This is a genomic window from Jatrophihabitans fulvus (assembly GCF_054781375.1).
In genome coordinates this window covers 272,419-295,317 of record NZ_BAAGUN010000007.1, presented here as the reverse complement: position 1 = coordinate 295,317, position 22,899 = coordinate 272,419, and the positions used below count along the sequence as shown (strand labels likewise).

Genomic DNA, 22,899 nt, shown 5'->3' with positions numbered 1-22,899 from the left:
GGTGGGCTTCAGGGACGCGCCCGATGTGCCGGACGGCCGCCCGGCGTCACGCTCGTCGGCATGACCACGACTGACATGCCCGCCACCCCGACGCCTCCCCCGCCGTCGTCCCCGCAGGACGGCCGCACGCTGCGCCGCAGCCGCAAGGGCCGCGTCGCCGCGGGCGTGTGCTCCGGGCTGGGCGAGTACTTCGGCGTCGACCCGGTGCTGTTCCGGGTGCTGTTCGCGACGTCGGCGTTCTTCGGCGGGGCCGGCATCATCGCCTACCTGCTCGCCTGGGCGGCGATTCCCGAGCGGGGCACCGCACACGCCCCCATCGACGGGTGGATCGCGCAGCTGCGCCGTCGCAACATCCCGCCGTGGGTGGTCGCCGTCGTCATCGGCGTCGTCATCTGGGCCGCGGCGTTCAGCTGGTGGCTGCCGGGACCGTTCTTCCCGGTCGTGGGCGTGGTCGTGCTGCTGGTCGTCGTGTTCGGCCGGCGCGAGTTGCAGGCGCGGCCGGGCGCCACGACCGGGGCGCCGGTGGACCTGACGAAACCGTCCGCACCGTCCGCACTGTCTGCACCGTCTGCACCGTCTGCACCGTCCGCACCGTCCGCCGGACCGGCCGAGGAACCTCCGGCCGCGGCCGAGCCGGACGGCACGCCGGTGTGGGTCGCCGAGACCCGGCGCTGGTGGGACGAGGCCGCGGCGGCCCGCCGCGCCCGCCGGCGCCGCGCGCTGCCGGTGAAGATCACCGTGCTCGTCGGGCTGGGCGCCACGCTGGTCGTGCTGGGCGTCGTCGACGCGGTGAGCCGCATCGGCATCCCCGTCTATTTCTGGACCGCCCTCGGCTTCGTCGGCGGCGGCCTGCTCGTCGGCATGGCACTGCGCCGCACGCCGTGGTCGATCGTGTCGCTGCTGCCGCTGACCGTCGCCGGTCTCGTCGCCTTCGGCGGCAGCCACGCGAGCTTCACCGACGGCGCCGGCGAGCGCACCTGGACGCCCACGCAGCGCCCGCAGTCGGAGTACCGGCTGGCCTTCGGCAAGGGCACGCTCGACCTGCGCTCGCTGCCGGCGCAGACGACGCCGACCACCGTGCGTGTCACCGCCGCGGCCGGGCAGATCCGGGTGCTGGTGCCGGCCGACGCCAACGTCCGCGTCGAGGCGAACGTGCACCTCGGCCGCATCGACCTGCGCCCCGGGCCGTCCGGCGACGACGACCGCGACAACGGTGCCGGCCTCTCGACCGTCTCTCCTGCGCCCGCGAACGCGACCGGCGCGCTGGTCGTCGTCGACGTGCACCTCGCGGACGGGCAGGTCGACGTGGTGCGCGGTCAGTAGGCTGCCGCCGTGCTGCTGGGCCACGACGAGTACCCGTTCCACCAGGTCACCGCGACGTTCGCGGGAGTGGGTGGCAGCGACACGTCCTGGAACGACGGGCACTACGTGTGCGTCGCCGACGCGGACGGCCGCGTCGCGCTGACGTCGAACCTGCGGCTGTACTCGAACACCGACGTGATGGACGGGTTCGTGTGCGTGCGCCACGAGGGGCGCCAGCACAACGTGCGGGTGTCCCGGCGGCTGCGCCCGCGCATGGAGGACCTCGTCGTCGGCCCGCTGCGGCTCGAGATCGTCGAGCCGCTGCGCACCGTCCGCCTCGTGCTGGACGAGAACGAGTTCGGTGTCGCGCTCGACCTCACCTGCCGCACCAACGGCCTGCCGTACGAGGACCCGGTCGAGGTGACGCGGCACGACGGACGGCTCGTCAGCGAGCGGCTCACCTACGAGGTGACGGGCACGTGCGAGGGATGGGTCGAGGTCGACGGGGAGCGCGTCGACCTGATCGGCGGACGGTTCTTCCGCAACCACTCGTGGGGGTACCAACCGGGACGGGGCGGTCCGCGCACCTACTCCGCGCCCAGTGGCCACCGGCGCCGTGCGCCGGGCGTGCGCCAGTGGGTGCTGTTCGACCTGCCGCGGCACGGCGGCTTCTGGTTCGTCGACCCGAGCGGACGCCGCGCCTCGGGCAAGGGCGCGCTGCTGTACCCCGACCGCGTCGTGCCGGTGACGTCCGTCGTCACCGACCTGGACTTCCACGACGGCGGGCAGCGGTTGCGCGGCGGGAGCGTCCGCCTGACCGACGCCGACGGCGGCGAGCACGCCTACACCGTCGAGGACCTCGGCTGGGTGTACTGCCAGGGCGGCGGGTACTTCGGCGGCTTCGACGACGGTCTCGGGCAGGGCGTCTACCGCGGCGAGTACCACGCCGAGGGCGAGGTCTGGGACGTCTCGCACCCGACGAAGGTCGTCGACGCGGGCGGCGAGGACTTCGAGTTCGAGCACGCCTGGGCCGAGAGCTTCGTGCGGCTCACCGATGCGGACGGCGCCACCGGCCTCGCCCACTACGAATGCGTGGTGATCTCCTGATGGACGTCTTCTCGGCGACACCGCCGGCGTGGGCGGCGTGCCGCGCCGTGCTCGACCGGCTCGGGCCGGACGACGGCGCGCGGCCGACCCCGTGCCCGGACCTCACCGTCGACGGGGTGGTCGACCACCTGCACCTCGCCATGGTGCGCCTCGGCGGGCTGGCGGGCGCGGAACTGCGGCAGTCCGACCCGCTGGACGAGCTGGTCCCCGCCGCTCTCGACGCCTGGCGGCGACGCGGGTTGGACGGCGAGGTCGACCTGCGCGGCCCACTGCCCGCGATCCACGCGGCCGCGATCGTCCCGATGGAGCTCGTCGTGCACGGTTGGGACCTCGCCACCGCCGTCGGCGCCCCCTTCGCGGTCGACGACGAGGTCGTCGACCACCTGCTCGCGGTGGCGCCGCACATCGTCGAAGCCCGTCGCGGCAAGGCCTACGGGCCCGAGGTCGCTCCTCCGGCGGACGCGACCCCGCTGCAGCGACTGATCGCGTACACCGGCCGCGCCGTCTGACACCTTCCCCTGCGCTCCGGTCGAATTCCGCGGCCGGAATCGACCACACGGCAGGGGAAGCGGTCAGGTGGGTGGCAGTTCGGCGCGGGACGGCTCGCGGTGCGGCCACCGCTTGCGCAGCTCCCATCCGAGACCGCCGGACGCCAGCTCGGCATGCGACAGCGCGTAGAGCGTCCGCACCCGGCGGGCGGCGAAGCGCCAGCGTCCGTCGACGCGGACGTACTCGTCGTCGTACCGGAACGCGGTGACGATCGAGTGCTGGTCCGACGCCTGTTCGGAGAAGCCGGGCACCTGGCCACGCGCGTGATCGTCGTCGTCGAAATCGAGCACGAGCCCGCGGGCGACGTGCAGGCTGATCGGGTACTGCTCGCCGCGCAACCGGTAGTTGGCGACGATGGCGTCGCGGCCGGTCTGCGCGCCGCCGGGCGAGCCGAAGACGGCGTCGTCGGTGAACAGCTCGCCGAGCGCCTCGAAGTCGTGGTCGTCGATGACCAGCGTGTAGCGGACGAGCAGTTCGGCGATCTCGGCCCGGGCCTCGAGCCGCGCGATGCGCTGTTCGAGACTCACTTCCGGAAGCCCGCGACGCGTGACTCGGTGTCGTCGATGACGTACCCGGTGGCCGCCTCGTAGGCGAGGCCGTCGGTGAGGTTCAGCCGCTCGGCGGCTCGGTACAGGTCCTTGTAGGCCCGCAGCGACCCGTGGCTGTTGGCCACGATGCCCTCGACGAGGCCGGCGACCGTGGCGTCGAGCTCGTCGCGGGGCACTGAGCGTGCGACGAGTCCCCACTGCGCCGCCTCGCGCCCGGTGAAGGTCGCCGCGGTGTACGACAGCAGCCGGGCGCGCGCGGCGCCGAGCAGGAACGGCAGCCGCTGGCTCATGCCCCAGGTCGGGCGCAGCCCGAACTTGGCGTGCGTGTCGCCGAACTTGGCCTCGTCCGCGGCGATCACGATGTCGCAGGCGAGCGCGAGTTCGAGCGCGCCGGTGAAGCAGGCGCCGTTGACCTTCGCGACGACGACGCGGTCGCCGCCGGTGATCAGCTCGATCACCCTGCGCGCGGGCAGGTCGAGCACGTCGCCGACCATGCCGTTCTCGATGCGACGCTCGCCCAGGGCCTTGAGGTCGACGCCGGCGCTGAACGCCCGCCCTGCTCCGGTGAGGACGACGACGGCCACGTCGTCAGGCAGCGACTCGAGCGCGTCGCCGAGCTGCTCGAGCAGCTCGATCGTCAGCGCGTTGAGCGCGTCCGGACGTTCGAGGGTCAGGGTGGCGACGGCGCCGTCGATCTCGCGACGCACGACCTCAGTCACGGGGGTCATCCAGCATCTCCTGCACGCTGCGGTGGAACGCGGTGATCTTGCACTCGCGGTCGTTGAGGATGTTGCGACGATAGCCGTACGAGTCACGCGTGGCCGCGAGCTCGTCCCACATCTCGACGTCCTCGGCGACGACGCCCTTGAGCCGGCCCCAGTGCTCGTCGACCTTGGTGTCGTACTCGTCGTCTCCGTCCGGGTACTGCAGCTCCCAGCACTCGAAGCGGCTGCGGTCGACCGAGATCGGCACCGAGCGGAACAGCTGGATGTGGTTCGGGTTGCAGTTGAACACCGCGGTCGGGAACAGCGTGTAGTGGCAGATGGCCAGGCTCTGGTGGTCGAGGGTCTCGCGCAACCGCTCGAGCACCCCCTTGTAGGGGATGACCATCATGCCGTGCCGCCCGAGCACGAAGTAGGTGCTGAAGCGCCCGTCGCGCACGTCCTGCGGTTTCGTGTTCTTCGCGTGCAGGTGGGCGGCGTGATAGTTCTCGTTGAAGGCGTCGACGACGACCTTCCAGTTCACCGGCACGTCCCACACGAGCTTCTCGACGAGCTTCATGTCCTGCATGCGGTACGCGCCGAGGTCCGTGACGATGTCGTCGCCCAGCCACTCGAGCAACGGCGGCGCGACACCAGGACCGGCGAGCACCGCCCACACCCAGCCACCCCACTCGGCCGTCTCGACGGCGGGCGCGGCGAGACCGTCGAGCTCGTTCTCGTCGAAGTCCTCCCGGTCGGGAACGCCCACGACGGACCCCTCGAGGTCGTAGACCCAGCTGTGCCACCGGCAGGTGAACCGGCGGGCACAACCCGAGGGCTCGGCGACGATGCGGGCGCCGCGGTGCTGGCACACGTTGTGGAAGCCGGCCGTGCCGCCGTCGCGGCGGCGGGTGAGAACGACAGTCTCGCCGTGCCCCTCCCACACCACGAAGTCGCCCGGCTTCGCCAGCTCGGACGAGCGGCACATCACCTGCCAGCTGCGGCGCAGCACGGTCTCGCGCTCGCGCTCGAAGCGGGCGGGGTCGGTGTAGACCTCGGCGGGGACGCTGCCCGTGCCGATGTCGGGCACCATCGGCACCTCGGGACCGAATCGCAGCGGACCGGTTCCTCGGGTGGGGACGTGGACCATAGGCCCACCGTGACATGACAGCTGTCATATGACAAGCGTCAGATGACGATTGTCAGGCTTGGTCGGACGGGGCAGGATGGCCGCATGCCGATCCAGGTCGACCGCGACGCGCAACGCGCCCACGTCACCGAACTCGCGGCGCGGGTCGTCGCGGCCGAAGGCGTCACCGCCCTGACCTTCCGCCGCGTCGCCGAGCTGGCCGGCACGAGCACCGCCATCGTCAGCACCTACTTCACCGACAAGCGCGACCTGCTGCTGTCGACGCTGCGCGCGACGGCCACCCGGACGTCCGTCCGCTTCGAGAAGGCGATCGCGGACGGCGCCGGGGTGCAGCAGTGTCTCGAGGCCTGGCTGCCGATGGACGCCGAGCGGCTCGACGACTGGCGCGTCATCATCGCCTTCTGGGGCGTGGCGGTCAGCGACCCCGAGCTCGCGGCCGTCCAGGACGGGCACGTCGGCCGCGCCCGCGGCCGTGTCGAGCGGCTGCTCACCGGCCCCGGCCGCGCGCAGACCGCCCACCACCTCGTGTCGTTGATGCTCGGCATCGCCCTGCAGGCGGTGTTCGACCCGGCGACGAACTCCGCCCGGCGCCAGCGCCGGCTGCTGGCGGACGGGCTGGCCCGGCTCGCCCCTCAGGTCTGACACCCGCCGCACCCGCCGCCGTTCGAACCCACCCGACGCCGATCTTCATGGGCGGGCGTCGCCCTGCCGCCGTCCGTCCATCAACATCCACAGCGGAGGGAGCGCTCGCGCTGGCCCTTGTCGTGGAAGTCGCGTTCGAGCGTGACGGTGAGGCCGTCGAAGACGAGGTAGGAGAGGCCCTCGACGCTCCAGCGGCGGCCGACGAACTCGGTGCCGAGACTCTCGTCGGTCTGCGTGCCGGTCATCGTCCACAGCAGCGCGAGACCGTCCGGACGCGACCAGAAGTCGCCGGTGGGCTCGAGCACGAGGTCGGGATAGCGCCGCAGGCCGTGCTCGAAGTATCCCCTGATCGCGGGCCAGCCGCGGTACTCGCCGCCGACGGAGTCCCACAGCACCCCGTCGTCGGCGAAGTACGCGTGCGGCGCGTCGAGGTCCCCGCTGGACCACGCTGCGAACAGCGCCGTGGTGACCTCGATGCGCTCGGTGGTCAGGTCGTCGGTCATCGCGTGCTCTCCCCTGTGGTGAAGTCGTGAACGAGTCTGCGGTGAAGTCGCCGGACCTCGTCCTCCCCGATGCGCCGTCGTTGCACGATGCGTCGGTAGAAGAACGGGGCGACGAGGTCCTCGACGGCCTGCCCGGCGTCGAGATCGTGACGGAACACGCCGGCCTTGCGTCCGCTCTGCACGATGCGCATCGCCCTGGACCGGCTCTGGTCGAACGTGTTCGCGTGTTTGCGCGCAAAAGACGGGTCACGCCACGCCCACTCGGTGATCACGACGAGCACGGTCGCGTACACGGGGTCGTTGAGGCGCCGGGCGTAGTCGCGCAGGTAGGCGAGCAGGGCCTGCTTGGGGTCGCGCGGCAGCGCGCTGTCGGCGGCCGCCTGCTCGTGCACGACGGCGTCGAAGGCGGCGACGACGAGCACGGACAGGTCCGGCCAGCGGCGGTAGATCGTGCTGCGCGAGACGCCCGACACCTCGGCCAGGCGATCGACGGTCAGCCCGGCGATGCCGTGCGTGGCGAGCAGCTGCAGCGCCGCGCCCTGCACCGCCTCACGGTTGGCGGTGACGCGCGGGTCCTCGACGGCGGTCACGGGCGGTCGACCAGTTCGACGGCCCGGGCGAGGAAGCGCAGGTGCACGGCGGTGCCGATGGCGAGCAGGTCGGGCGTCGGGTTCGGCGAGGTCCGGAAGACCTCGAGGGCGGTGAGGTTCACGCACGCTCCTTTCACCTGGTTGTAGGTCTCCCATGCGCGCCACGTCGCCTCGTCGTAGCCGATGTCGACCACGCGGCGCAGGCGTTGCTTCCACTCGTCGGGACCGGCGATCCGCCGGCCGCGGATGAGCGCGAGGTAGGCCCAGTCCTCGGCCGGGTCGCCGGCGTGCGCGAACTCCCAGTCGATGACCGCGGTGACGCCCCTGGCGTCCTGCAGCACGTTGCCGGGCCCGGGGTCGCCGTGGACCGCGACGGACGGGCCGGTCGGGTGCAGCCGGGCCTGCAGCCATTCGAAGCACTCCTCCAGCACCGGCAGCTCGTCGGCGAGGGCCTCGCGGTACACCGCGTGCCACCGGTCGAGCTGACCCGCGAGCAACGCCTCCGGCGGCCGGCCCGCCAGCCCGTCGAGCGCCGCGAGCTCGTCCGCGGCGTCGAGGGCGTGCAACGCGGCCAGCGAGCGCACCACGTCGTCGACGCCGTCGGCGTCCGTACGGGCGGCGCCGGCCACGAAGCTCATCACGAAGAACGGCTGGCCGAGCGCGCCCGGATCGGGCTCCTGCCACAGCACCTCGGGAACCGGGTAGCCGTGCGCGGCGACCGCCCGCATGACGGCGACCTCGCGCGCGCCGTCGGTGGCGAACAGCCCGCCCTGCTCGACGCGGACGACGCCGTGGCCGGAGCCGCCGTCGGCGTCGTCCCACCGCGCGTCGAGCATCAACCGGCTGAACCCGCCCGCGATCACGGACACCTGCCGCAACGTCAGCGAGCGCGTGGCAAACCAGACGCGCAGCCGCTCGACCAGCTCCGGGTCGAGCGGCGGCGGCCCGCCCTCGGGGTCGCGGTGGTGGCCGGTGAACAGCTCCAGCAGCGGCGCCGCCGCGGCGACCTCGGCGGCGAGCCGGTCGCGACCGGACCCACCGATCTTCGGACGGGCGTCCGCGTGCTCGAGCACCAGCTGCCAGCGTCGCCGTTCGACCGGCGTCAGGTCGTGTGCCTGCGCGCGCTCGTAGGCGTCGCGGATCTCGTCGCGGCCGAGGAACGCCGTCACAGCCGTGCCGCCACGCGCGCCTCGGCGGCGAAGTCGTAGCCCGCACCCCAGACCGGGTCGGACAGCGTGTCGGGCGCGTCGACGAGCCCGGTCGAGCAGAACCACTCGTAGGTCTCGCGGTGGCCGGTGCCGAGGTCACGCGCCTCGGGCAGGCCGAGGTCGCGGCGCGCCTTCTCCGTCGAGAGCACGGCATGGTGCCGCGCGTGGAACAGATGGCCGAACAGCGGCGCTCCCTCGCTGCCGATGAGCTCGTCCGGCAGGAGCCGGACGTCTGCCTCGGCGCCGACGACGTCGGCGAGCATGCGGACGTACCCCGCGGACGTGATCGCGTCGCCGGTGGCGTTGACGACCTCGCCGGCCGCGCGGGGTTCGCGCGCCATCGCGGCGAGCAGCGCGCACAGGTCGTCGACGTGCCCGTAGTTGCCGGCGACGAGCCCGCCGTGCGGCAGCAGCACCGGCAGCCCGCGGCGCAGCCGCAGGAACATCGCCGTCTCCATGTCGTGGATGTTGTTGTCGGGCCCGTAGATGGCCGCCGGCCGGGCGACCGAGCCCGGGAAACCCGTGGCGGCATGGCGCTCGAGGATCGTCCGCTCGGCGAACGCCTTGAACCCGCCGTACTTCGCCACCGGCTCGGTGGAGGTGGGCCCGTCCTCCGTCCACGGGAAAACCGGGCGCGGCGCGTAGGCCATGATCGAGGAGACGAACACGTAGGCGCCGACGCGGCCGTCGAGCAGCGCGAGCAGGTCGCCGATGGGCGACCCGCCGGCCACCATCACGAAGCCCGAGACGTCGTGCACGGCGTCCCATTCGGTGCCCTCGAGCGCGGCGCGCATCGATTCGGCGTCGGTGCGGTCGGCGACGAGACGGTCGACCCCGGCGGGCAGGTCGCTGGCGGTGCGGCCGCGGTTGAGGACGGTGACCTCATCACCGTCCGCCACGAGCCGGCGCACCAGCCGCCGTCCGACGAAGGTCGAGCCGCCGAGCACCAGTGACCGCATCGCGCTCCCTCGATCTGTGGGACGTTTCGTCCCACGCCGGAACGGATCGTCACACGGCACGAGCGGCTTAGTCAACGACATCTGTTGTTACTCACCCGTATTCACGGGCCTGCGGCGCCGTCAAAACTGAAGTTGCTATCTAGTTAGTCCGATCACGGACGCTGGGCAGGCTCGCGGTTCACGCCTAGACTTCCGGACGTGGTGACCGGCACCACCCGACCCGCGGGAGTCCTCGAGTGGACCACTGGCTGTACTCGGCGTACGAGGCGAACCGGGCGCTGAGCGCGCCGTCTCGCCTCGGCTCCGCCGTCACCCTCAAGTTGCTGCAGGCCAGCCCGCCCTCGGTGCGCGAGAACGGTCTCGTGCGGCACCTGACCGCCGCGAGCAGCGTCGTCGTCGGGGCCCAGCTCACCCACACCCGCCCGCGCTTCGGCACCACCGACGACCCGCTGCTCGGCATCGACGGCGAGCCCGTCGCGCAGGTCGTCGAGGACGAGACTCCGTTCGCCTCGCTGCTGCACTTCGCGCAGCCGGGCGCGACCGGACTGCCGAAGGTGCTCATCGCCGCGCCGATGTCCGGTCACTTCGCCACCATGCTCACGCCGACCGTCCGCACGATGCTGCGCGACCACGACGTGTACATCACCGACTGGCACAACGCGCGGGACATCCCACTCGAGCAGGGCCGCTTCGGCCTGGACGAGTACGTCGACCACCTCGTGCGGTTCCTGCGGGCGATGGCGGCCGACGGTTCGGACGTCCACCTGTTCGCGGTGTGCCAACCGGGTGTTCCCGCGGTCATGGCCACCGCCGCGCTCGCCGCCGAGGGCGACGCCGCACAGCCGCGCACGCTGACGCTGATGGCCTCGCCGATCGACACGCGCGCGAACCCGACGCTCATCAACAAGCTGGCCTACAAGCAGCCGCTGAGCTGGTACCGGCGCTGCACGACGACGGTGCCCTGGCGTTACGCCGGCCGCGGTCGCGCGGTGTACCCAGGCTTCCTGCAGGTCGGCGGCTTCATGTCGCTGAACATGTCGCGCCACCTCAAGTCCGGGCGGGACATCTACCGCAGCATCGCGAGCGGCCAGAGCCGTTCGAGCCGCCGGGCCCGCGAGTTCTACGCCGAGTACTACGCGGTCCTCGACATGTCGGCCGACTTCTACCTCGAGACCGTCGAGCGCATCTTCCAGAAGGACCTGCTCGCCAAGGGCGAGCTGACCTACCGGGGACGTCCGGTGCAGCCCGGACGCGTCACCGGCACCGCGCTGCTGACGATCGAGGCCGAGAACGACGAGCTGTGCGCGCCGGGCCAGACCCGCGCCGCGCACGAACTGTTCAGCGGCCTCGAGCCCGGCGAGCACGCGCACCACCTGCAGGCCGGCGTCGGTCACTACGGCGTCTTCGCGGGCAGCAAGTGGACCAACGACGTCTATCCGGTGCTGCGCGACTTCGTCCACCGCGACGCCGTCCCCCACAGCACGTAGGGCACACCGAGCAGAGAGGCGGACCCATGACCGACGCGACACTGCCCCGTGACGAGGACGAGGCGCTCGGTCTCGTGGAGGCCGGCGAGGCCGTCGGCATCCCGACCGCCGCCGTCCTGCTCAAGAGCCTGGCGACCACCTTCGGGCGGCCGTCCGCCGTCGGCCGCGAGGCGCGGCGGTTCGCGCGCGACAGCGTCCGCATCGCACTCGGGAAGTCGAGCCGCGCCCCCGCCAAGGGTGACCGCCGTTTCGCCGACCCGGCGTGGACGGGGAACCCGTTCTTCCGCCGGCTCGCCCAGGAGTACCTGAGCCTCAGCGAGTCGATCGACCGGCTGGTCGACGACCTCGAGCACTCGCACCACAGCTGGCAGGAGGCCGAGCGCGCCCGCTTCGTCATGAACATCGTGACGGCGGCGCTGTCGCCGACCAACGCGCTGCTCACGAACCCGGCCGCGCTCAAGCAGGCGTTCGACACCGGCGGACGCAGCATCGCGCGGGGCGCGCGCAACTTCGTCTCGGACGTCCGCCGCAACGGCGGCATGCCGTCGCAGACCGACCGCAGCGCGTTCGACGTCGGCACCGACCTCGCCGCGACACCCGGGTGGGTGGTGCAGCGCGACGGCCTGGCCGAGCTGATCCAGTACACGCCGACGACGGAGAAGGTGCGGCAGCGTCCGGTGCTGATCGTGCCGCCGCCGATCGGTCGCTACTACTTCCTCGACCTGCGGCCCGGCCGCAGCTTCGTCGAGTACGCGGTCAGCCGCGGCCTGCAGGTGTTCATGCTCAGCTGGCGCAACCCGACCCCCGACATGGGCGACACCGGTGTCGACGACTACGCCTCGCGCGTGCTCGGCGCGATCGACGCCGTCCGCGACATCACCGGCAGCGACCAGGTCGGCACCGTCGGATTCTGCGCCGGCGGCATCCTCATGTCCGGCGTGCTCAGCCACCTCGCCGCGCAGGGCGACGAGCGGGTCTCGTCCGCGTCGTTCGCGGTGACGCTGCTCGACTTCGACTCCCGGGCCGCGCTCGGCGCGTTCTCCGCGCCCCGGATGCTCGAGATGGCGCGCAAGAACTCCAGCCGCGCCGGGGTGATCACCGGACGGCAGCTCGGCAACGTGTTCGCCTGGATGCGACCGGACGACCTGGTCTTCAACTACTGGGTCAGCAACTACCTCATGGGCAACCCGCCGCCGGTGTTCGACATCCTCGCCTGGAACGCCGACAGCACGAACCTGCCGGCGCGGTTGCACCGCGAGTTCCTCGACGTCTTCAAGAACAACACCATCCCCCGCGGCGAGGCGACGGTGCTCGGCACGCGCGTCGACCTGTCCGCGGTCAAGGTCCCCTCGTTCGTGACGGGTGCGATCACCGACCACCTCACCCCGTGGAAGGGCTGCTACCGCACGACCGAGCTGATCGGCGGCGAGTCGACGTTCGTGCTGAGCAACGCGGGGCACATCGCCAGCCTGGTGAACCCGCCCGGCAACCCGAAGGCGTCCTACTTCGTCGACGGCGAGCCCGGCGGCGACGCCGAGGCGTGGCGCCGGTCGGCCACGAAGCGCTCCGGGTCGTGGTGGGAGTACTGGGCCGACTGGGCCATCGAGCGGTCGGGCGACGAGGTCGACGCGCCGTCGAGCGCCGGCAGCCACGGCCACCGGCCGCTGCAGCCCGCCCCCGGCCCGTACGTCCGCGACCGCGTGCCGGCCTGAGTCAGGCGGCGAGCCCGCCGGCCACGCGGCTGAGCTTGGTGAGCTCCTCCCGGAAGCGGCGCGGGCCGAGCGTCCGGTACGAGTCGTCGAGCGACAGGCGCGACCGGACGGCGGTCTCGAACAGCACGATGAGGGTGAGGCCGCGGACGACGTCGGTGGCCGCGGTGCGGCCGTCGACCCGCTTCACCGTCGCGCCCGCCGCCTTGATCAGCCGGCTGCGCGCCTCGCGGCGGATCTGCTCGACGAGCACCGGCGCCGTGGCCCCGCTCAGGAAGAAGATCTTGGCGACCTGCTCCATCGGTTCGATCTCGTCGAGCACGGCGGCGCCGACCTCGCACAGCTGCTCGCTCGTGGTGACCTCGGACAGCAGCCGCTCGACCAGCGCCGTCCAGGTCGCCGCGAAGTCACGGACGACCTCCTCGAGCAGCTGCTCCCGGGAGGAGAAGTGGTAATAGAATGCGGCGGGCGTCATGCCCGCGCGCTCGACGATGTCGGCGACGGTGACCAGGTCACTCGGCTGAAGTGAGAACAGCTCCACCGCGGCCGCGATGAGATCCTGACGACGCGAGGGTCGGTTCGCGGGTTTAGGAGAGGTGTTCTGCGACATCATGTTCCCATGCTAGAGGCGATCAGCGACGCCACGGACGGGTCGGACGGCGGCGGTTCGACGGCGCGGGCGGCGAAACGGCCGGCCCACCGGCCGTCCCGGCGCCGCCAGATCATCGACGCCGCCACCACCGTCTTCTCCCGCGAGGGCTACCTCGCCGCCAACCTCGAGGACATCGCGAAGGTCGCCGGCGTCGCCCCCACCGCGATCTACTACCACTTCGGCGGCAAGGAGGAACTGTTCAACCAGGCGCTGCGCGCGGCGCTGAACGGCTCCAGCGAGCAGGTCTACGCCGCCCGCGGTGACGAGGAACCCGGCACCATCGAGGCGCTGCGCAACGTGCTGCGCGCCGGATGGGACTACTGGCGCACCCAGCCCGAGGCGGCGCGGCTGGTCGCCCGCTACTCCGAGAGCTCGACCCCGCAGGCCGCGGCACTGCGCAGCGAGTGGGAGGAGCGGCACCTCGAACGGGCGTACGACTACCTGTCGGCCGTGCGGCCGTCGCGCAGCACCCGCAAGGCCCGCGAACAGCACGCGTCCCACGCGATCGCGATGCGCGTGCTGCTCGACGTCATCCTCACGACGCAGGCGTCGCTGCTCGAGGGCTCGCTCGGACGGGTGTCGCGCACCGCGGTCGCCGCGGCGGCCGAGGAGATCTGCGTCGACCTGATCGAGTCGTTGCGCTGACTCAGCGGGCGGGCCAGTACGGCGCGCGCATCGCCTTCTTGTCGAGCTTGCCCATGGCGTTGTAGGTCAGCTCGGACCGGAACTCGAACGTCCGCGGCACCTTGTACGGCGCCAGCCGCTCGCGGGCGTACGCCTCGAGGGAGGCGGCGTCCGGAGCGTCGCCGGCGGGCACGACGAGCGCCAGCAGCTGCTCGCCGAGGTCCGGGTGCGGCACCCCGATGACGGCGATCTGGTCGACGTCTGGGTGCGTGATTAGCACCTTCTCGCTCTCGGCGGGATACAGGTTCACCCCGCCCGAGACGACCATGTCGGCGATGCGGTCGGTGATGTAGACGTAACCGTCGGCGTCGACGTAGCCGACGTCGCCCAGCGTGAACACCCCCGGCACCGGATACGCCTTGGCCGTCTTCTCGGGGTCGGCGTGGTAGCGCGGGCCCCGTCCCTCGGGGGCGCGGAAGCCGAGCACGCCGACCTCGCCGGCGGGCAGCGGCTCGTTGCCGTCGCCGAGCACGACCACCTCGAAGGGCGCCCGCGGCCGTCCGACCGAACCGCGGTGGGCGAGCCACTCGTGCGAGTCGATGCGGCACAGCGTGCCCGTCTCGCTGCCGCCGTAGGACTCGGTGAACACCGGGCCGAACCACTCGATCATCGCGAGCTTGACGTCGGCGGGGCACGCGGAGCCGGTCTGGCTGACGAGACGGAGGCTCGACACGTCGTACTTCGCGCGGACGTCCTCGGGCAGGGCGAGCAGGCGGGCGAGATGGGTCGGGACCATGACCGACGACGTGACGCCGTACTCGTCGATGGCGCGCAGCACCGCCTCGGCGTCGAAGCGGCCGAGCACGACGACCGTGCCGCCGGCGAGCAGGTGACGCAGCGAGGTCAACGGCGCGTTGTGCTGCAGCGGGCCGACGACGAGGTGGGCACCGGGCGGGAAGGCCGACTCGGCGGTGATGGCGGCGACGTAGTCGTCCGCGGTCTCGGGGAGCGTGACCGTCCAGCGCACCTCGGCGCCGCGGGCCCGTCCGGTCGTGCCGGACGTGTAGACCAGCGGCGGACGGGGCGGACGGGACCCGGCGTCGTCGGGCACGGGCGGCGCGGCGGCGAGCCAGTCGCGCCACGGGGTCGCGCCCTGCGTGTCGTTCGCGCTCTCGCCGCCGTGCACGACGGTGGGCACACCGGTCGCGCGCACCGCCTCGACACTCGACGGCCCGGCGATCGCGAGGGTGACCCCGGCATCGGCGTACTGGTCGGCGAGCTCGGCGGTGCGCAGCTGGCGGGACGTCGCCACCGTGCCGACCCCGACGGTCAGGCCGGCCGCGTGCGCGATCATCGTGGCCACCGCGTTCTCGCCGAGGACGGACACCCGCTGGTCCGGTCCGAGGGCGACGGCGAGCAGGGCACCAGCGGCCCGCTCAAGCTCGTCGCGCACCTGCGACCACGTCAACCGCACGGTGTCGTCGGCGAGCGCGAGCTCGTCGGGCGAGGCGTCGGCACGCTGCTGCACGGCTGGCGTCACCACGCGCACATCGTCCTAGATACTGTTATCGGCGTCAAGAAACGAGCGCGGGCACATCACGCGGAGGCGACGCGCGACGACACGAACTCCTCGCCCGACGACACGAAGTAGCGGCGCACGTCCTTGGCCACGCGCGGCACCCCGGCCACGGCGTCACGGAACGCGACGACGTGGTCGGTGCGGAAGTGGGCGGCGAGGTGCGGTTCGGACGCCCACCGCTCGAACACCCGCAGGCGGCCCGCGTCCTCGGGATCGGCGGCCACCCAGTAGTCGAGGCAGCCGTCCTCGTCGCGGCTCGCCCGGGCGCAGGCGACGAAGTCCTCCAGGACGGCGTCGCGGTGCTCGCCGTAGTCGAACCACCCGGCGATGACGAACTCCCCGCCGGGCGCCGGGGACGTCGGTCCGGTGGTCGACTGCTCGGTCATGGGTGCTCCCGGTTGCGTTCGGCTTTATTGGTAGCGGATGAAGTTACCCCGGTCTATTGCTTCCGGCGAGCGCGCTGGGCAGAGTAACCGGAACCGACGTACAGGTAGTGCCCTAGCAATGCCGGAGGAAGCCGTGACCGAACTGACGCAGCTCGTCGACACCGTCCCGAGCGAGCGCTATCCCGTCTACACGCGTCTCAACGCGAACGACGTCATGGCCGACCCCATCACCCCCCTGGGCGCCACCCTCGTGTGGAGTCGCGAGGTGCTGCCCGGCTGGGCCGCCGGATACGTCAAGCAGAACGTCTTCGAGCCGCGCGAGCTCAAGGACGAGCCCTACCTGGCCGGCGGCTTCCACTACGGCTACCTCTACATCAACCAGACCGCGGTGCGCATCATCGGCATCCGGTCGGGCATCGGCTGGGAGGCGATCGACCAGGCGTTCTTCCCGCACCCGTCCGCGCCGCCGCACACCGATCACCCCGACGACGTCAACGAGGCGTTGAGCGCCAAGATGGCCGAGCGCACGATGTGGACGCTGACGACGCAGACGTGGCCGGAGCTCGAGGAGGAGCGCGAGCTGGCCGACCAGATCCGCGCCGGCCGTCCGGATCTCGCCACCGCGACCAACGAGGTGCTGATCACCCGCGCCCGTTCGATCGCGCCGCTGCAGCGGCTCATGTGGGGCCGCAGCTACTGCGTCGCCAGCAGCCAGTCGGCGGTGGGACCGGGCGTGGTGGCGTCCCTGGTCGGCGCGGCCGACCCGACCCTGACCGTCCGCGTCATCGGCAGCGCCGGCGACGTCGACTCGGCGCTGCCGTCCTACGCGCTGTGGGACCTGTCGCGCGAGGTGCGCGGCAGCGAGGCGCTCACCGCCGCCTTCGACGCCGCGGGCGACGACACCGCCGGCCTCGCCGAGACCCTGCACGCCGACCACCCCGAGTTCGCGCAGCGCTTCGACACGTTCGTGCACGACTACGGCTACCGCGGCCCGAGCGAGTGGGACCCCGGCATGCCGTCGTGGGAGACGAAGCCGACGCTGCCGCTGTCGATGATCGGACGGCTGCGCCACCTGCCCGACGAGGAGTCGCCGACCCTCAAGCGCGAGTCGCGCTCGGCCGACACCGCCGCCGCGCTGCAGGAGGCGCTCGCCATCCTCGGCGACAACGAGGAGGCCGTGCAGACGCTGCACCTGGGCATCGCGTCCGCCCGCCGTTTCGGGGCGTGGCGCGAGCGCGGCAAGACCAACGCCGTCAAGCTCATGCACGAGGTGCGCATGCCGCTGTTCGAGCTGGGCCGCCGCCTCACCGCCGCCGGCGAGCTCGACCACCCGTACCAGGTGTTCATGGCCGTCGACGACGAGCTCGACATGCTCGCCGAGCACGCGTCGGAGATGCGCGAGATCCTGCGCAACCGCGAGCAGGAGTGGAAGCAGCTGCACGACGTCGAGCCGCCCACGTTCATCATCGCGGGCGAACCGCTCAAGCCGGCGTCCGAGCTGGCCGGCGGCGCAGCCGGTGACACCACCCCGGTGCAGGCCGGCGACGTGCTCGTCGGCGCCGGTACGTCGGCGGGCGTCGCGCAGGGCCGGGCGCGGGTCATCCGCAGCCTCGACGACATCGGTTCGTTCGAGCCCGGCGAGATCCTCGTCGCGCCGCAGACCGACCCGTCCTGGACCCCGCTGTTCATGGTCGCGTCCGCGGTGGTCGTCGACGTCGGCGCCATGGGCAGCCACGCCATGATCGTCAGCCGCGAGCTGGGCATCCCGTGCGCCGCCGGCGTCGTCGGCGCCACCGGCCGCATCAAGGACGGCATGCTGCTCGAGGTCGACGGCTCGTCCGGCAAGGTCTCGGTGCTCGAGGTCTGAGGATGACGTTCGACGAGACCGTCGACGTCGTCGTCCTGGGCACCGGGGCGGCGGCACTCGTCGCGGCCATCCGCGCGCACGACGAGGGCGCCACGGTCGGCCTGTTCGAGAAGGCCGACGCCGTCGGCGGCACCAGTGCGTGGTCCGGCGGCATGGTGTGGATCCCGATGAACCCGCACATGGCCGAGCTGGGCATCGACGACAGCCGCGACGAGGTCATGACGTACCTGCGCTCGCTGTCGCACGGGCTGCTGGACGAGGACCTCGCGGGCGCCCTGGTCGACGCAGGCCCCGAGACGATCACCTACCTCGAGGCGAACACGCCGACGCGGTTCCGCATCATCGAGGACTTCCCCGACTACCACCCCGAGCACCCGGGCGCCAAGCCCGGCGGTGGCCGCTCGCTCGAGTGCCCGCTCTACCCCTTCGCCGACCTCGGCGAATGGCAGCACCGCGTCACCGTGGGTCCGCAGATCTCCGGCAACATCACGATGAGCGAGACCTCGCTCGGTCGGGGTGCGCCCGGCGGCGTGCCGGCCGAGGAGCTCGAGCGTCGCAAGGTCCGTGACGAGCGCGGCGCCGGCCAGGGGCTCGTCGGGCCGCTGCTGCGCGGCTGCCTCGACCGCGGCATCGAGCCGCGCACCGGCAAGCAGGCCGAGTCGCTCGTCATGGACGGCGGCCGCGTCGCGGGCGTCCGCTTCGCCGACGGCACCGTCGTCGGCGCGAACCGCGGCGTGGTCATGGCGACCGGTGGCTTCGAGTGGGACCGCGACCTGGTCAACGCCTTCACCCGGGGGCCGCTGGTGCGCTCGGCGTCGGTTCCGACGAACACCGGCGACGGCCTGAAGATGGCGATGCGAGTGGGCGCCTCGCTCGGCAACATGCGCGAGGCGTGGTGGGTGCCGTGCATCGACGTCCCCGTCGGCGACCGCACGGCCGCCTGGCAGGTCAACGGCGAGCGCACCCGTCCGCACTGCATCATGGTCAACAAGCGCGCCAAGCGGTTCACGAACGAGGCCGCCAACTACAACGCGCTCGGTGCCGCGTTCCACGTCATCGACGTGACCACCTACGAGTACGTCAACCACCCGGCCTGGATGGTGTTCGACCGCCACTACGTCGAGACGTACGGCCTCGCCGGATGGAAGGGCGAGACGGACACCCCCGACTGGATGGTCGACGCCGAGAACCTGGGCGAGCTCGCGCAGCGGATGGACGTGCCCGCCGAGGCGTTCGAGGCGACCGTCGAGCGCTGGAACAAGCAGGCCGCGATCGGCGACGACGACGACTTCGGACGCGGCCGCAGCGTCCACGACCGCTGGTGGGGCGACCCGAAGCAGGGCGAGGGACCCGAGGCGACGATGGGCCCGATCGACACCGCGCCGTACTACGCGGTGCGGGTGTACTCCGGTGCGCTCGGCACCAAGGGCGGTCCGAAGACCAACCGCGACGCGCAGGTGCTCGACGTCGACGGCAACCCGATCCCCGGGCTGTACGCCGCCGGCAACGTGATGGCGTCCGCGATGGGCATGACGTACGGCGGCGCCGGCGGCACGCTCGGGCCGGGCATCGTCTTCGGCTATCTCGCCGGCCGACACGCGGCGGCGTCCGCATGAGCCGCGACTTCGAGGGCCGGGTCGCCCTCGTCACCGGTGGCGCGCGCGGCATGGGCCGCGCGATCGCCGAGTCGTTCGCGGCGCGCGGTGCCGCGGTCGTCGTCGCCGACATCATCGATGCCGGCGAGACCCTCGCCGCGATCGAACAGGCGGGCGGACGGGCCACCGCCGTCCGCACCGACGTCGCCGACTCCGCGGCCGTGCAGGCCATGGTCGCCACCGCGGTCGACACCTACGGCGGGCTGCACCACGCGGTCAACGCCGCCGCCATCGAGACCGAGACGACGTTCCTGGCCGACTGCGAGGACGACACGTTCGACCGCATCATGGCGGTGAACGTCCGCTCGGTGTTCCTCTGCATGAAGCACGAGATCCGCGCGATGCTGGCGGGCACCGGCGGGACGATCATCAACATCTGCTCGACGAACTCGTTCCGGCCGCGGCCGAAGCAGAGCGCCTACACCGCGTCGAAGCACGCGGTCGAGGGCATGACCAAGACCGCCGCGATCGAGTACGCCGGGCAGGGCATCCGCATCAACGGCATCGCGCCGGGCTCGATCGACACCCCGATGCTGCGCGGCGCACTCGCCGCCCGCGGCACGCCCGAGCAGGACGCGATCCGCCGCCTCAGCCTCATCGGGCGTTTCGGCACCGTGGACGAGATCGCGCACGCCACGCTCTGGCTGTCGTCCGACGAGGCCACCTACACGATGGGCCACGTGCTCTCGGTCGACGGCGGCTACCTCGCCCGTCCGCCGGGCACCTGACCGCCTCCCGGCCGAATCGGCTGTGGACACGCCGGCGTGTCACGACCACTCGAGCCGGGAAGCCAAACCCCTGGCGGAGCTTCCCGGCTGAGATGGCTGCGGACACGCCGGCGTGTCACGACCGGTTGAGCCGGGAAGTGGGTCAGAGGCGGGCGAGCAGGGTGCGGGAGGCGTCCATGGCGAGCGCCGCCGACTCGGCGACGGGCATCGCGGCGAGGTCGGGGTGCAGCACCTCGGGACCCACCCACCGCAGCGCGCCGATGTCGTCGAGCACGCGCAGCGTCCGCAGCAGGTCGAGCTCGCCGCGGCCGGGCAGCAGGCGGCGGTGCGCCTCGGCCCGGACGTCCGGCTCGGCAACGGCAGGCGCGTCGCACAGCTGGACGCAGAGGACCTTCTCCCCCGGCACCGTCGCGAGCAGGTCGTGATCCGGCTCGCCGCGGTGGAAGTGCCAGAGGTCGACCAGCACGCCGCCGTTGTCCCGTCCGGCGTCGCGAACGACCGGCCAGGCCTGCCGCAGCGTCGCGACGGACGTGAACGGGATGAACTCCAACTGCACCTCGGCGCCGAACCCCGCGACCCGGTCGCACAGCGACGCGAAGTGCCCGGCCAGATCGGACGGCGGCGCCGGCTCACCGGGCACGGTGATCGCGCTGATCGCGACCACCCCCGCGGCCTCGGCGGCCCGCAACGCGTCGTCGACGCCGATCGCAGCGAACGCCGACGACGGCGGGGTCGCGGTCGGGTACCAGTTCATCAGGGGGTCGAGCAGCAGCTGCAGACCGAGGTCACGGGCCCGCGCACCGACGGTGGCGGGAGGTTCCGGGCCCTCGAGGAGATCGGCCGGGCTGAGGCTGACACGCCGGCACCCCTGGGCCGTGGCGGCGGCGAACCGGTCGGGCAGGGCACTCTGGAAGCCGACGGTCCCGGCCCAGAGGATCCATTCGACTTCTCGACACTCTTCGAGCACCACCCGTATAGTGTAGTCACTCTCTAGTAAGTACCTCGCGAGGCGGTAGTTGATGACAGCCACGGAAGCGAACGACCAACTCGAGGACCGTGCCAAGCGCACCATGCTCTGGTACGACCTGGTGCTCGAGGACGAGCGCCCGCTCACCGATTCGCTGCGCGACAGGAACATCTACGAGCCGGCGCGCACGCGCGTGCCGATCAGCCGCTACCTGAGCCGCGAGTACCACGAGCGCGAGCGCGAACAGCTCTGGCGCCGCGTGTGGCAGATGGCCTGCCGCGAGGAGCACATCCCCGAGGTCGGCAGCTACGTGCGCTACGACATCGCCGGCGACTCCTACCTCGTCGTGCGCACCCGCGACGGCATCAAGGCGTACGTCAACGCCTGCCTGCACCGCGGCCGCGCGCTCAAGGACTTCGACGGTCGCTGCAGCGAGTTCCGTTGCAGCTTCCACGGCTTCACGTGGCGGCTCGACGGCACGCTGCGGTACACGCCGGCGCCGAGCGAGTTCCCCGACATCGAGGCCGACCGCGACGCGTGGCGTCTCCCGCAGGCGAAGGTCGGCCTGTGGGGCGGCTTCGTGTTCATCAACCCCGACCCCGACGGGGAGCCGTTCGAGCAGTTCGTCGGCGACCTGCCCGAGCACTTCGCCCGCTGGGACCTCGAGCACCGTTACGTGCAGGCCCACGTGTCGAAGAAGATCCGCTGCAACTGGAAGGTCGCCCAGGAGGCGTTCTCCGAGGGCCTGCACCTCGGCGCGACGCACCCGCAGTCGGCGCCCTACGTCGGCGACGCCAACTGCGCCGTCGACGTGTACGGCAACTACGGCCGCCAGATCGCCCCGTCGGGCACCCCGATCGAGGACCTCCCCCTCGACGCGCTCGAGGCCGACATCCTCAAGCGGATGCTCGACATCCGCGAGGGCGAGGACCTCCCCATCCCGTTCGAGCAGCGCAGCACCGCCCGCGGCGCGATGGCGAAGGCCGGGCGCGAGCGGTGGCGCCAGGTGCTCGGCGACGACGTCGACTCCGTCTCCGACGCCGAGTTCGTCGACCACTGGGCGTACCTGGTGTTCCCGAACTTCCACCCGTGGGGCGGCTTCAACCGCATCGTCTACCGCTTCCGCCCGAACGGCGACCGGCACGACGAGTCGATCTTCGAGGTCATGTTCCTGACCCCGTACCGCGGCGAGCGGCCGCCGACCGCCGAGATCACGCACCTCGACTTCGGCGACCCGTGGTCGGACGCGCCGGAGCTGCAGACGCTCGGCCTGGTGATGGAGCAGGACACCTTCAACATGGAGGCGGTCCAGCGCGGGCTGGAGACCACGCGGCAGCCGTTCGTGCAGCTGTCGACCTTCCAGGAGAGCCTGGTCGCGTGGCGGCACGACAAGCTGGCGCAGTACGTCAAGGACGTCGACTGACATGGCCGAGCAGTTCGAGGCGCCCAAGGGCGCGATCCGGCACCCGCTGGTCCCGAACGCCTACTACGTGGGCGCCGGCGACGGGACCGTCCGCGTCACCATGGGCACCCGGTGGGGTCGCTTCCGCCGCGACGGCAAGTGGATCGAGGGCACGCTGTTCGAGGCCGACCCCGAGCTGTGCGTGTGGGTCGCGGCGCCCCGACCCAAGCAGCACCACCGCATCAGCCGCGTCGAGGACATGCCCGCGGAGCGATGAGGTTCGGGTCCTCCAGCCTCTACTTTCTGAACCCCTTCTAGGGTTAGTATCGCGCCATGCGCAAGATCGAGCACGCGCTCAGCGGCGCGGTGTACGAGTGGGCCGAGGACGACATCGGCCCCGTGCTCGTCACCGACAAGCACGGTCGTGAGGGTCGCTTCGACCACGACGGCCGCTGGGTTGCGGGCGAGTTGCGCCGGGCCGATCCCGAACTGTGCCGCTGGATCGCCAGCGGTGGACGCAACCCCGGCGGGGCTGCCGCGCGCAGCCGCCGCTTCGAGGTAGAGGAGACGTTCTCCTGACCACC

General features: G+C 72.0%; 24 protein-coding genes. 13 read left to right on the top strand and 11 right to left on the bottom strand.

The features are described 5' to 3' along the window. Positions 1-60: 60 nt before the first annotated feature. Genes ACYVP9_RS20990 through ACYVP9_RS20980 form a run of 3 tightly spaced genes read left to right on the top strand, consistent with a single transcriptional unit; the run spans position 61 to position 2,918 of the window. Entirely contained in the window at positions 61-1,323 is a 1,263-nt protein-coding gene (locus tag ACYVP9_RS20990; RefSeq protein ID WP_460606901.1) for a PspC domain-containing protein, read from the top strand. Positions 1,324-1,332: 9 nt separating this feature from the next. Beyond that, complete coding sequence (locus ACYVP9_RS20985) at positions 1,333-2,409, top strand: hypothetical protein (RefSeq protein ID WP_460606900.1); 1,077 nt, start codon at positions 1,333-1,335, stop codon at positions 2,407-2,409. Then, the gene (locus ACYVP9_RS20980; RefSeq protein ID WP_460606899.1) at positions 2,409-2,918 is read left to right on the top strand and encodes a DinB family protein; all 510 of its coding nucleotides are present in this window, start codon (positions 2,409-2,411) and stop codon (positions 2,916-2,918) included. The genes ACYVP9_RS20985 and ACYVP9_RS20980 overlap by 1 nt, the downstream gene beginning before the upstream one ends. Before the next feature lie 63 nt (positions 2,919-2,981). Here the strand turns inward: ACYVP9_RS20980 and ACYVP9_RS20975 are convergent, their stop codons facing one another. Genes ACYVP9_RS20975 through ACYVP9_RS20965 form a run of 3 tightly spaced genes read right to left on the bottom strand, consistent with a single transcriptional unit; the run spans position 2,982 to position 5,357 of the window. After that, entirely contained in the window at positions 2,982-3,485 is a 504-nt protein-coding gene (locus ACYVP9_RS20975; RefSeq protein WP_460606898.1) for a nuclear transport factor 2 family protein, read from the bottom strand. Then, positions 3,482-4,234 (bottom strand): enoyl-CoA hydratase/isomerase family protein, encoded by a 753-nt coding sequence (locus ACYVP9_RS20970; RefSeq protein ID WP_460606897.1) that lies wholly within the window; start codon positions 4,232-4,234, stop codon positions 3,482-3,484. Before ACYVP9_RS20970 ends, ACYVP9_RS20975 begins: the two co-directional genes overlap by 4 nt. After that, on the bottom strand, positions 4,218-5,357 hold the full coding sequence (locus ACYVP9_RS20965; RefSeq protein WP_460606896.1) for an aromatic ring-hydroxylating oxygenase subunit alpha: 1,140 nt from the start codon (positions 5,355-5,357) through the stop codon (positions 4,218-4,220). Before ACYVP9_RS20965 ends, ACYVP9_RS20970 begins: the two co-directional genes overlap by 17 nt. An 84-nt stretch (positions 5,358-5,441) precedes the next feature. Here ACYVP9_RS20965 and ACYVP9_RS20960 point away from each other — a divergent pair, with 84 nt between their 5' ends. Then, a complete protein-coding gene (locus tag ACYVP9_RS20960) occupies positions 5,442-5,999 on the top strand; it encodes a TetR/AcrR family transcriptional regulator (protein WP_460606895.1) in 558 nt (185 codons plus the stop codon). A gap of 80 nt (positions 6,000-6,079) precedes the next feature. On the opposite strand, the gene ACYVP9_RS20955 is transcribed toward ACYVP9_RS20960, so the two are convergent. Genes ACYVP9_RS20955 through ACYVP9_RS20940 form a run of 4 tightly spaced genes read right to left on the bottom strand, consistent with a single transcriptional unit; the run spans position 6,080 to position 9,259 of the window. Then, a complete protein-coding gene (locus tag ACYVP9_RS20955; RefSeq protein ID WP_460606894.1) occupies positions 6,080-6,502 on the bottom strand; it encodes a nuclear transport factor 2 family protein in 423 nt (140 codons plus the stop codon). Beyond that, positions 6,499-7,092 (bottom strand): TetR/AcrR family transcriptional regulator, encoded by a 594-nt coding sequence (locus ACYVP9_RS20950; protein WP_460606893.1) that lies wholly within the window; start codon positions 7,090-7,092, stop codon positions 6,499-6,501. Before ACYVP9_RS20950 ends, ACYVP9_RS20955 begins: the two co-directional genes overlap by 4 nt. Continuing rightward, entirely contained in the window at positions 7,089-8,261 is a 1,173-nt protein-coding gene (locus ACYVP9_RS20945) for a phosphotransferase family protein (protein WP_460606892.1), read from the bottom strand. The genes ACYVP9_RS20950 and ACYVP9_RS20945 overlap by 4 nt, the downstream gene beginning before the upstream one ends. Next, positions 8,258-9,259 carry a Rossmann-fold NAD(P)-binding domain-containing protein gene (locus ACYVP9_RS20940; RefSeq protein ID WP_460606891.1) on the bottom strand — a complete coding sequence of 334 codons (1,002 nt, stop codon included), beginning with the start codon at positions 9,257-9,259 and terminating at the stop codon, positions 8,258-8,260. Before ACYVP9_RS20940 ends, ACYVP9_RS20945 begins: the two co-directional genes overlap by 4 nt. A gap of 236 nt (positions 9,260-9,495) precedes the next feature. On the opposite strand from ACYVP9_RS20940, the gene phaZ reads away from it, so the two are divergent. Beyond that, a complete protein-coding gene (phaZ, locus tag ACYVP9_RS20935; RefSeq protein ID WP_460606890.1) occupies positions 9,496-10,746 on the top strand; it encodes a polyhydroxyalkanoate depolymerase in 1,251 nt (416 codons plus the stop codon). Between the two features lie 26 nt (positions 10,747-10,772). After that, the gene (locus tag ACYVP9_RS20930; RefSeq protein WP_460606889.1) at positions 10,773-12,458 is read left to right on the top strand and encodes a PHA/PHB synthase family protein; all 1,686 of its coding nucleotides are present in this window, start codon (positions 10,773-10,775) and stop codon (positions 12,456-12,458) included. 1 nt (position 12,459) lies between these two features. On the opposite strand, the gene ACYVP9_RS20925 is transcribed toward ACYVP9_RS20930, so the two are convergent. Next, complete coding sequence (locus ACYVP9_RS20925) at positions 12,460-13,068, bottom strand: TetR/AcrR family transcriptional regulator (RefSeq protein ID WP_460606888.1); 609 nt, start codon at positions 13,066-13,068, stop codon at positions 12,460-12,462. Between the two features lie 6 nt (positions 13,069-13,074). Between ACYVP9_RS20925 and ACYVP9_RS20920 the strand changes: the two genes are divergently transcribed. Further along, complete coding sequence (locus ACYVP9_RS20920; RefSeq protein WP_460606887.1) at positions 13,075-13,752, top strand: TetR/AcrR family transcriptional regulator; 678 nt, start codon at positions 13,075-13,077, stop codon at positions 13,750-13,752. Between the two features lies 1 nt (position 13,753). On the opposite strand, the gene ACYVP9_RS20915 is transcribed toward ACYVP9_RS20920, so the two are convergent. Next, positions 13,754-15,274, bottom strand: coding sequence for an AMP-binding protein (locus tag ACYVP9_RS20915; protein ID WP_460606886.1), 1,521 nt, complete (start codon positions 15,272-15,274; stop codon positions 13,754-13,756). A gap of 53 nt (positions 15,275-15,327) precedes the next feature. Further along, positions 15,328-15,696 (bottom strand): putative quinol monooxygenase, encoded by a 369-nt coding sequence (locus tag ACYVP9_RS20910; RefSeq protein WP_460606885.1) that lies wholly within the window; start codon positions 15,694-15,696, stop codon positions 15,328-15,330. Between the two features lie 133 nt (positions 15,697-15,829). On the opposite strand from ACYVP9_RS20910, the gene ACYVP9_RS20905 reads away from it, so the two are divergent. Genes ACYVP9_RS20905 through ACYVP9_RS20895 form a run of 3 tightly spaced genes read left to right on the top strand, consistent with a single transcriptional unit; the run spans position 15,830 to position 19,946 of the window. Then, positions 15,830-17,563, top strand: a complete 1,734-nt coding sequence (locus ACYVP9_RS20905) for a PEP-utilizing enzyme (protein ID WP_460606884.1) — start codon at positions 15,830-15,832, stop codon at positions 17,561-17,563. A gap of 2 nt (positions 17,564-17,565) precedes the next feature. Beyond that, entirely contained in the window at positions 17,566-19,179 is a 1,614-nt protein-coding gene (locus ACYVP9_RS20900) for an FAD-binding protein (RefSeq protein ID WP_460606883.1), read from the top strand. Next, on the top strand, positions 19,176-19,946 hold the full coding sequence (locus ACYVP9_RS20895) for an SDR family NAD(P)-dependent oxidoreductase (protein WP_460606882.1): 771 nt from the start codon (positions 19,176-19,178) through the stop codon (positions 19,944-19,946). Before ACYVP9_RS20900 ends, ACYVP9_RS20895 begins: the two co-directional genes overlap by 4 nt. Positions 19,947-20,088: 142 nt before the next feature. Here ACYVP9_RS20895 and ACYVP9_RS20890 read toward each other — a convergent pair whose 3' ends face one another. Next, on the bottom strand, positions 20,089-20,916 hold the full coding sequence (locus tag ACYVP9_RS20890) for a sugar phosphate isomerase/epimerase family protein (RefSeq protein WP_460606881.1): 828 nt from the start codon (positions 20,914-20,916) through the stop codon (positions 20,089-20,091). Between the two features lie 49 nt (positions 20,917-20,965). Between ACYVP9_RS20890 and ACYVP9_RS20885 the strand changes: the two genes are divergently transcribed. From ACYVP9_RS20885 to ACYVP9_RS20875, 3 genes are read left to right on the top strand one after another with little or no spacing between them, the layout of a single operon-like run. Then, positions 20,966-22,336, top strand: a complete 1,371-nt coding sequence (locus tag ACYVP9_RS20885; RefSeq protein WP_460606880.1) for an aromatic ring-hydroxylating oxygenase subunit alpha — start codon at positions 20,966-20,968, stop codon at positions 22,334-22,336. Position 22,337: 1 nt separating this feature from the next. Further along, the gene (locus ACYVP9_RS20880) at positions 22,338-22,592 is read left to right on the top strand and encodes a hypothetical protein (RefSeq protein WP_460606879.1); all 255 of its coding nucleotides are present in this window, start codon (positions 22,338-22,340) and stop codon (positions 22,590-22,592) included. Positions 22,593-22,648: 56 nt separating this feature from the next. After that, positions 22,649-22,894: a hypothetical protein gene (locus tag ACYVP9_RS20875; RefSeq protein ID WP_460606878.1), complete on the top strand. Its 246-nt coding sequence runs from the start codon at positions 22,649-22,651 to the stop codon at positions 22,892-22,894. Positions 22,895-22,899 lie beyond the last annotated feature (5 nt).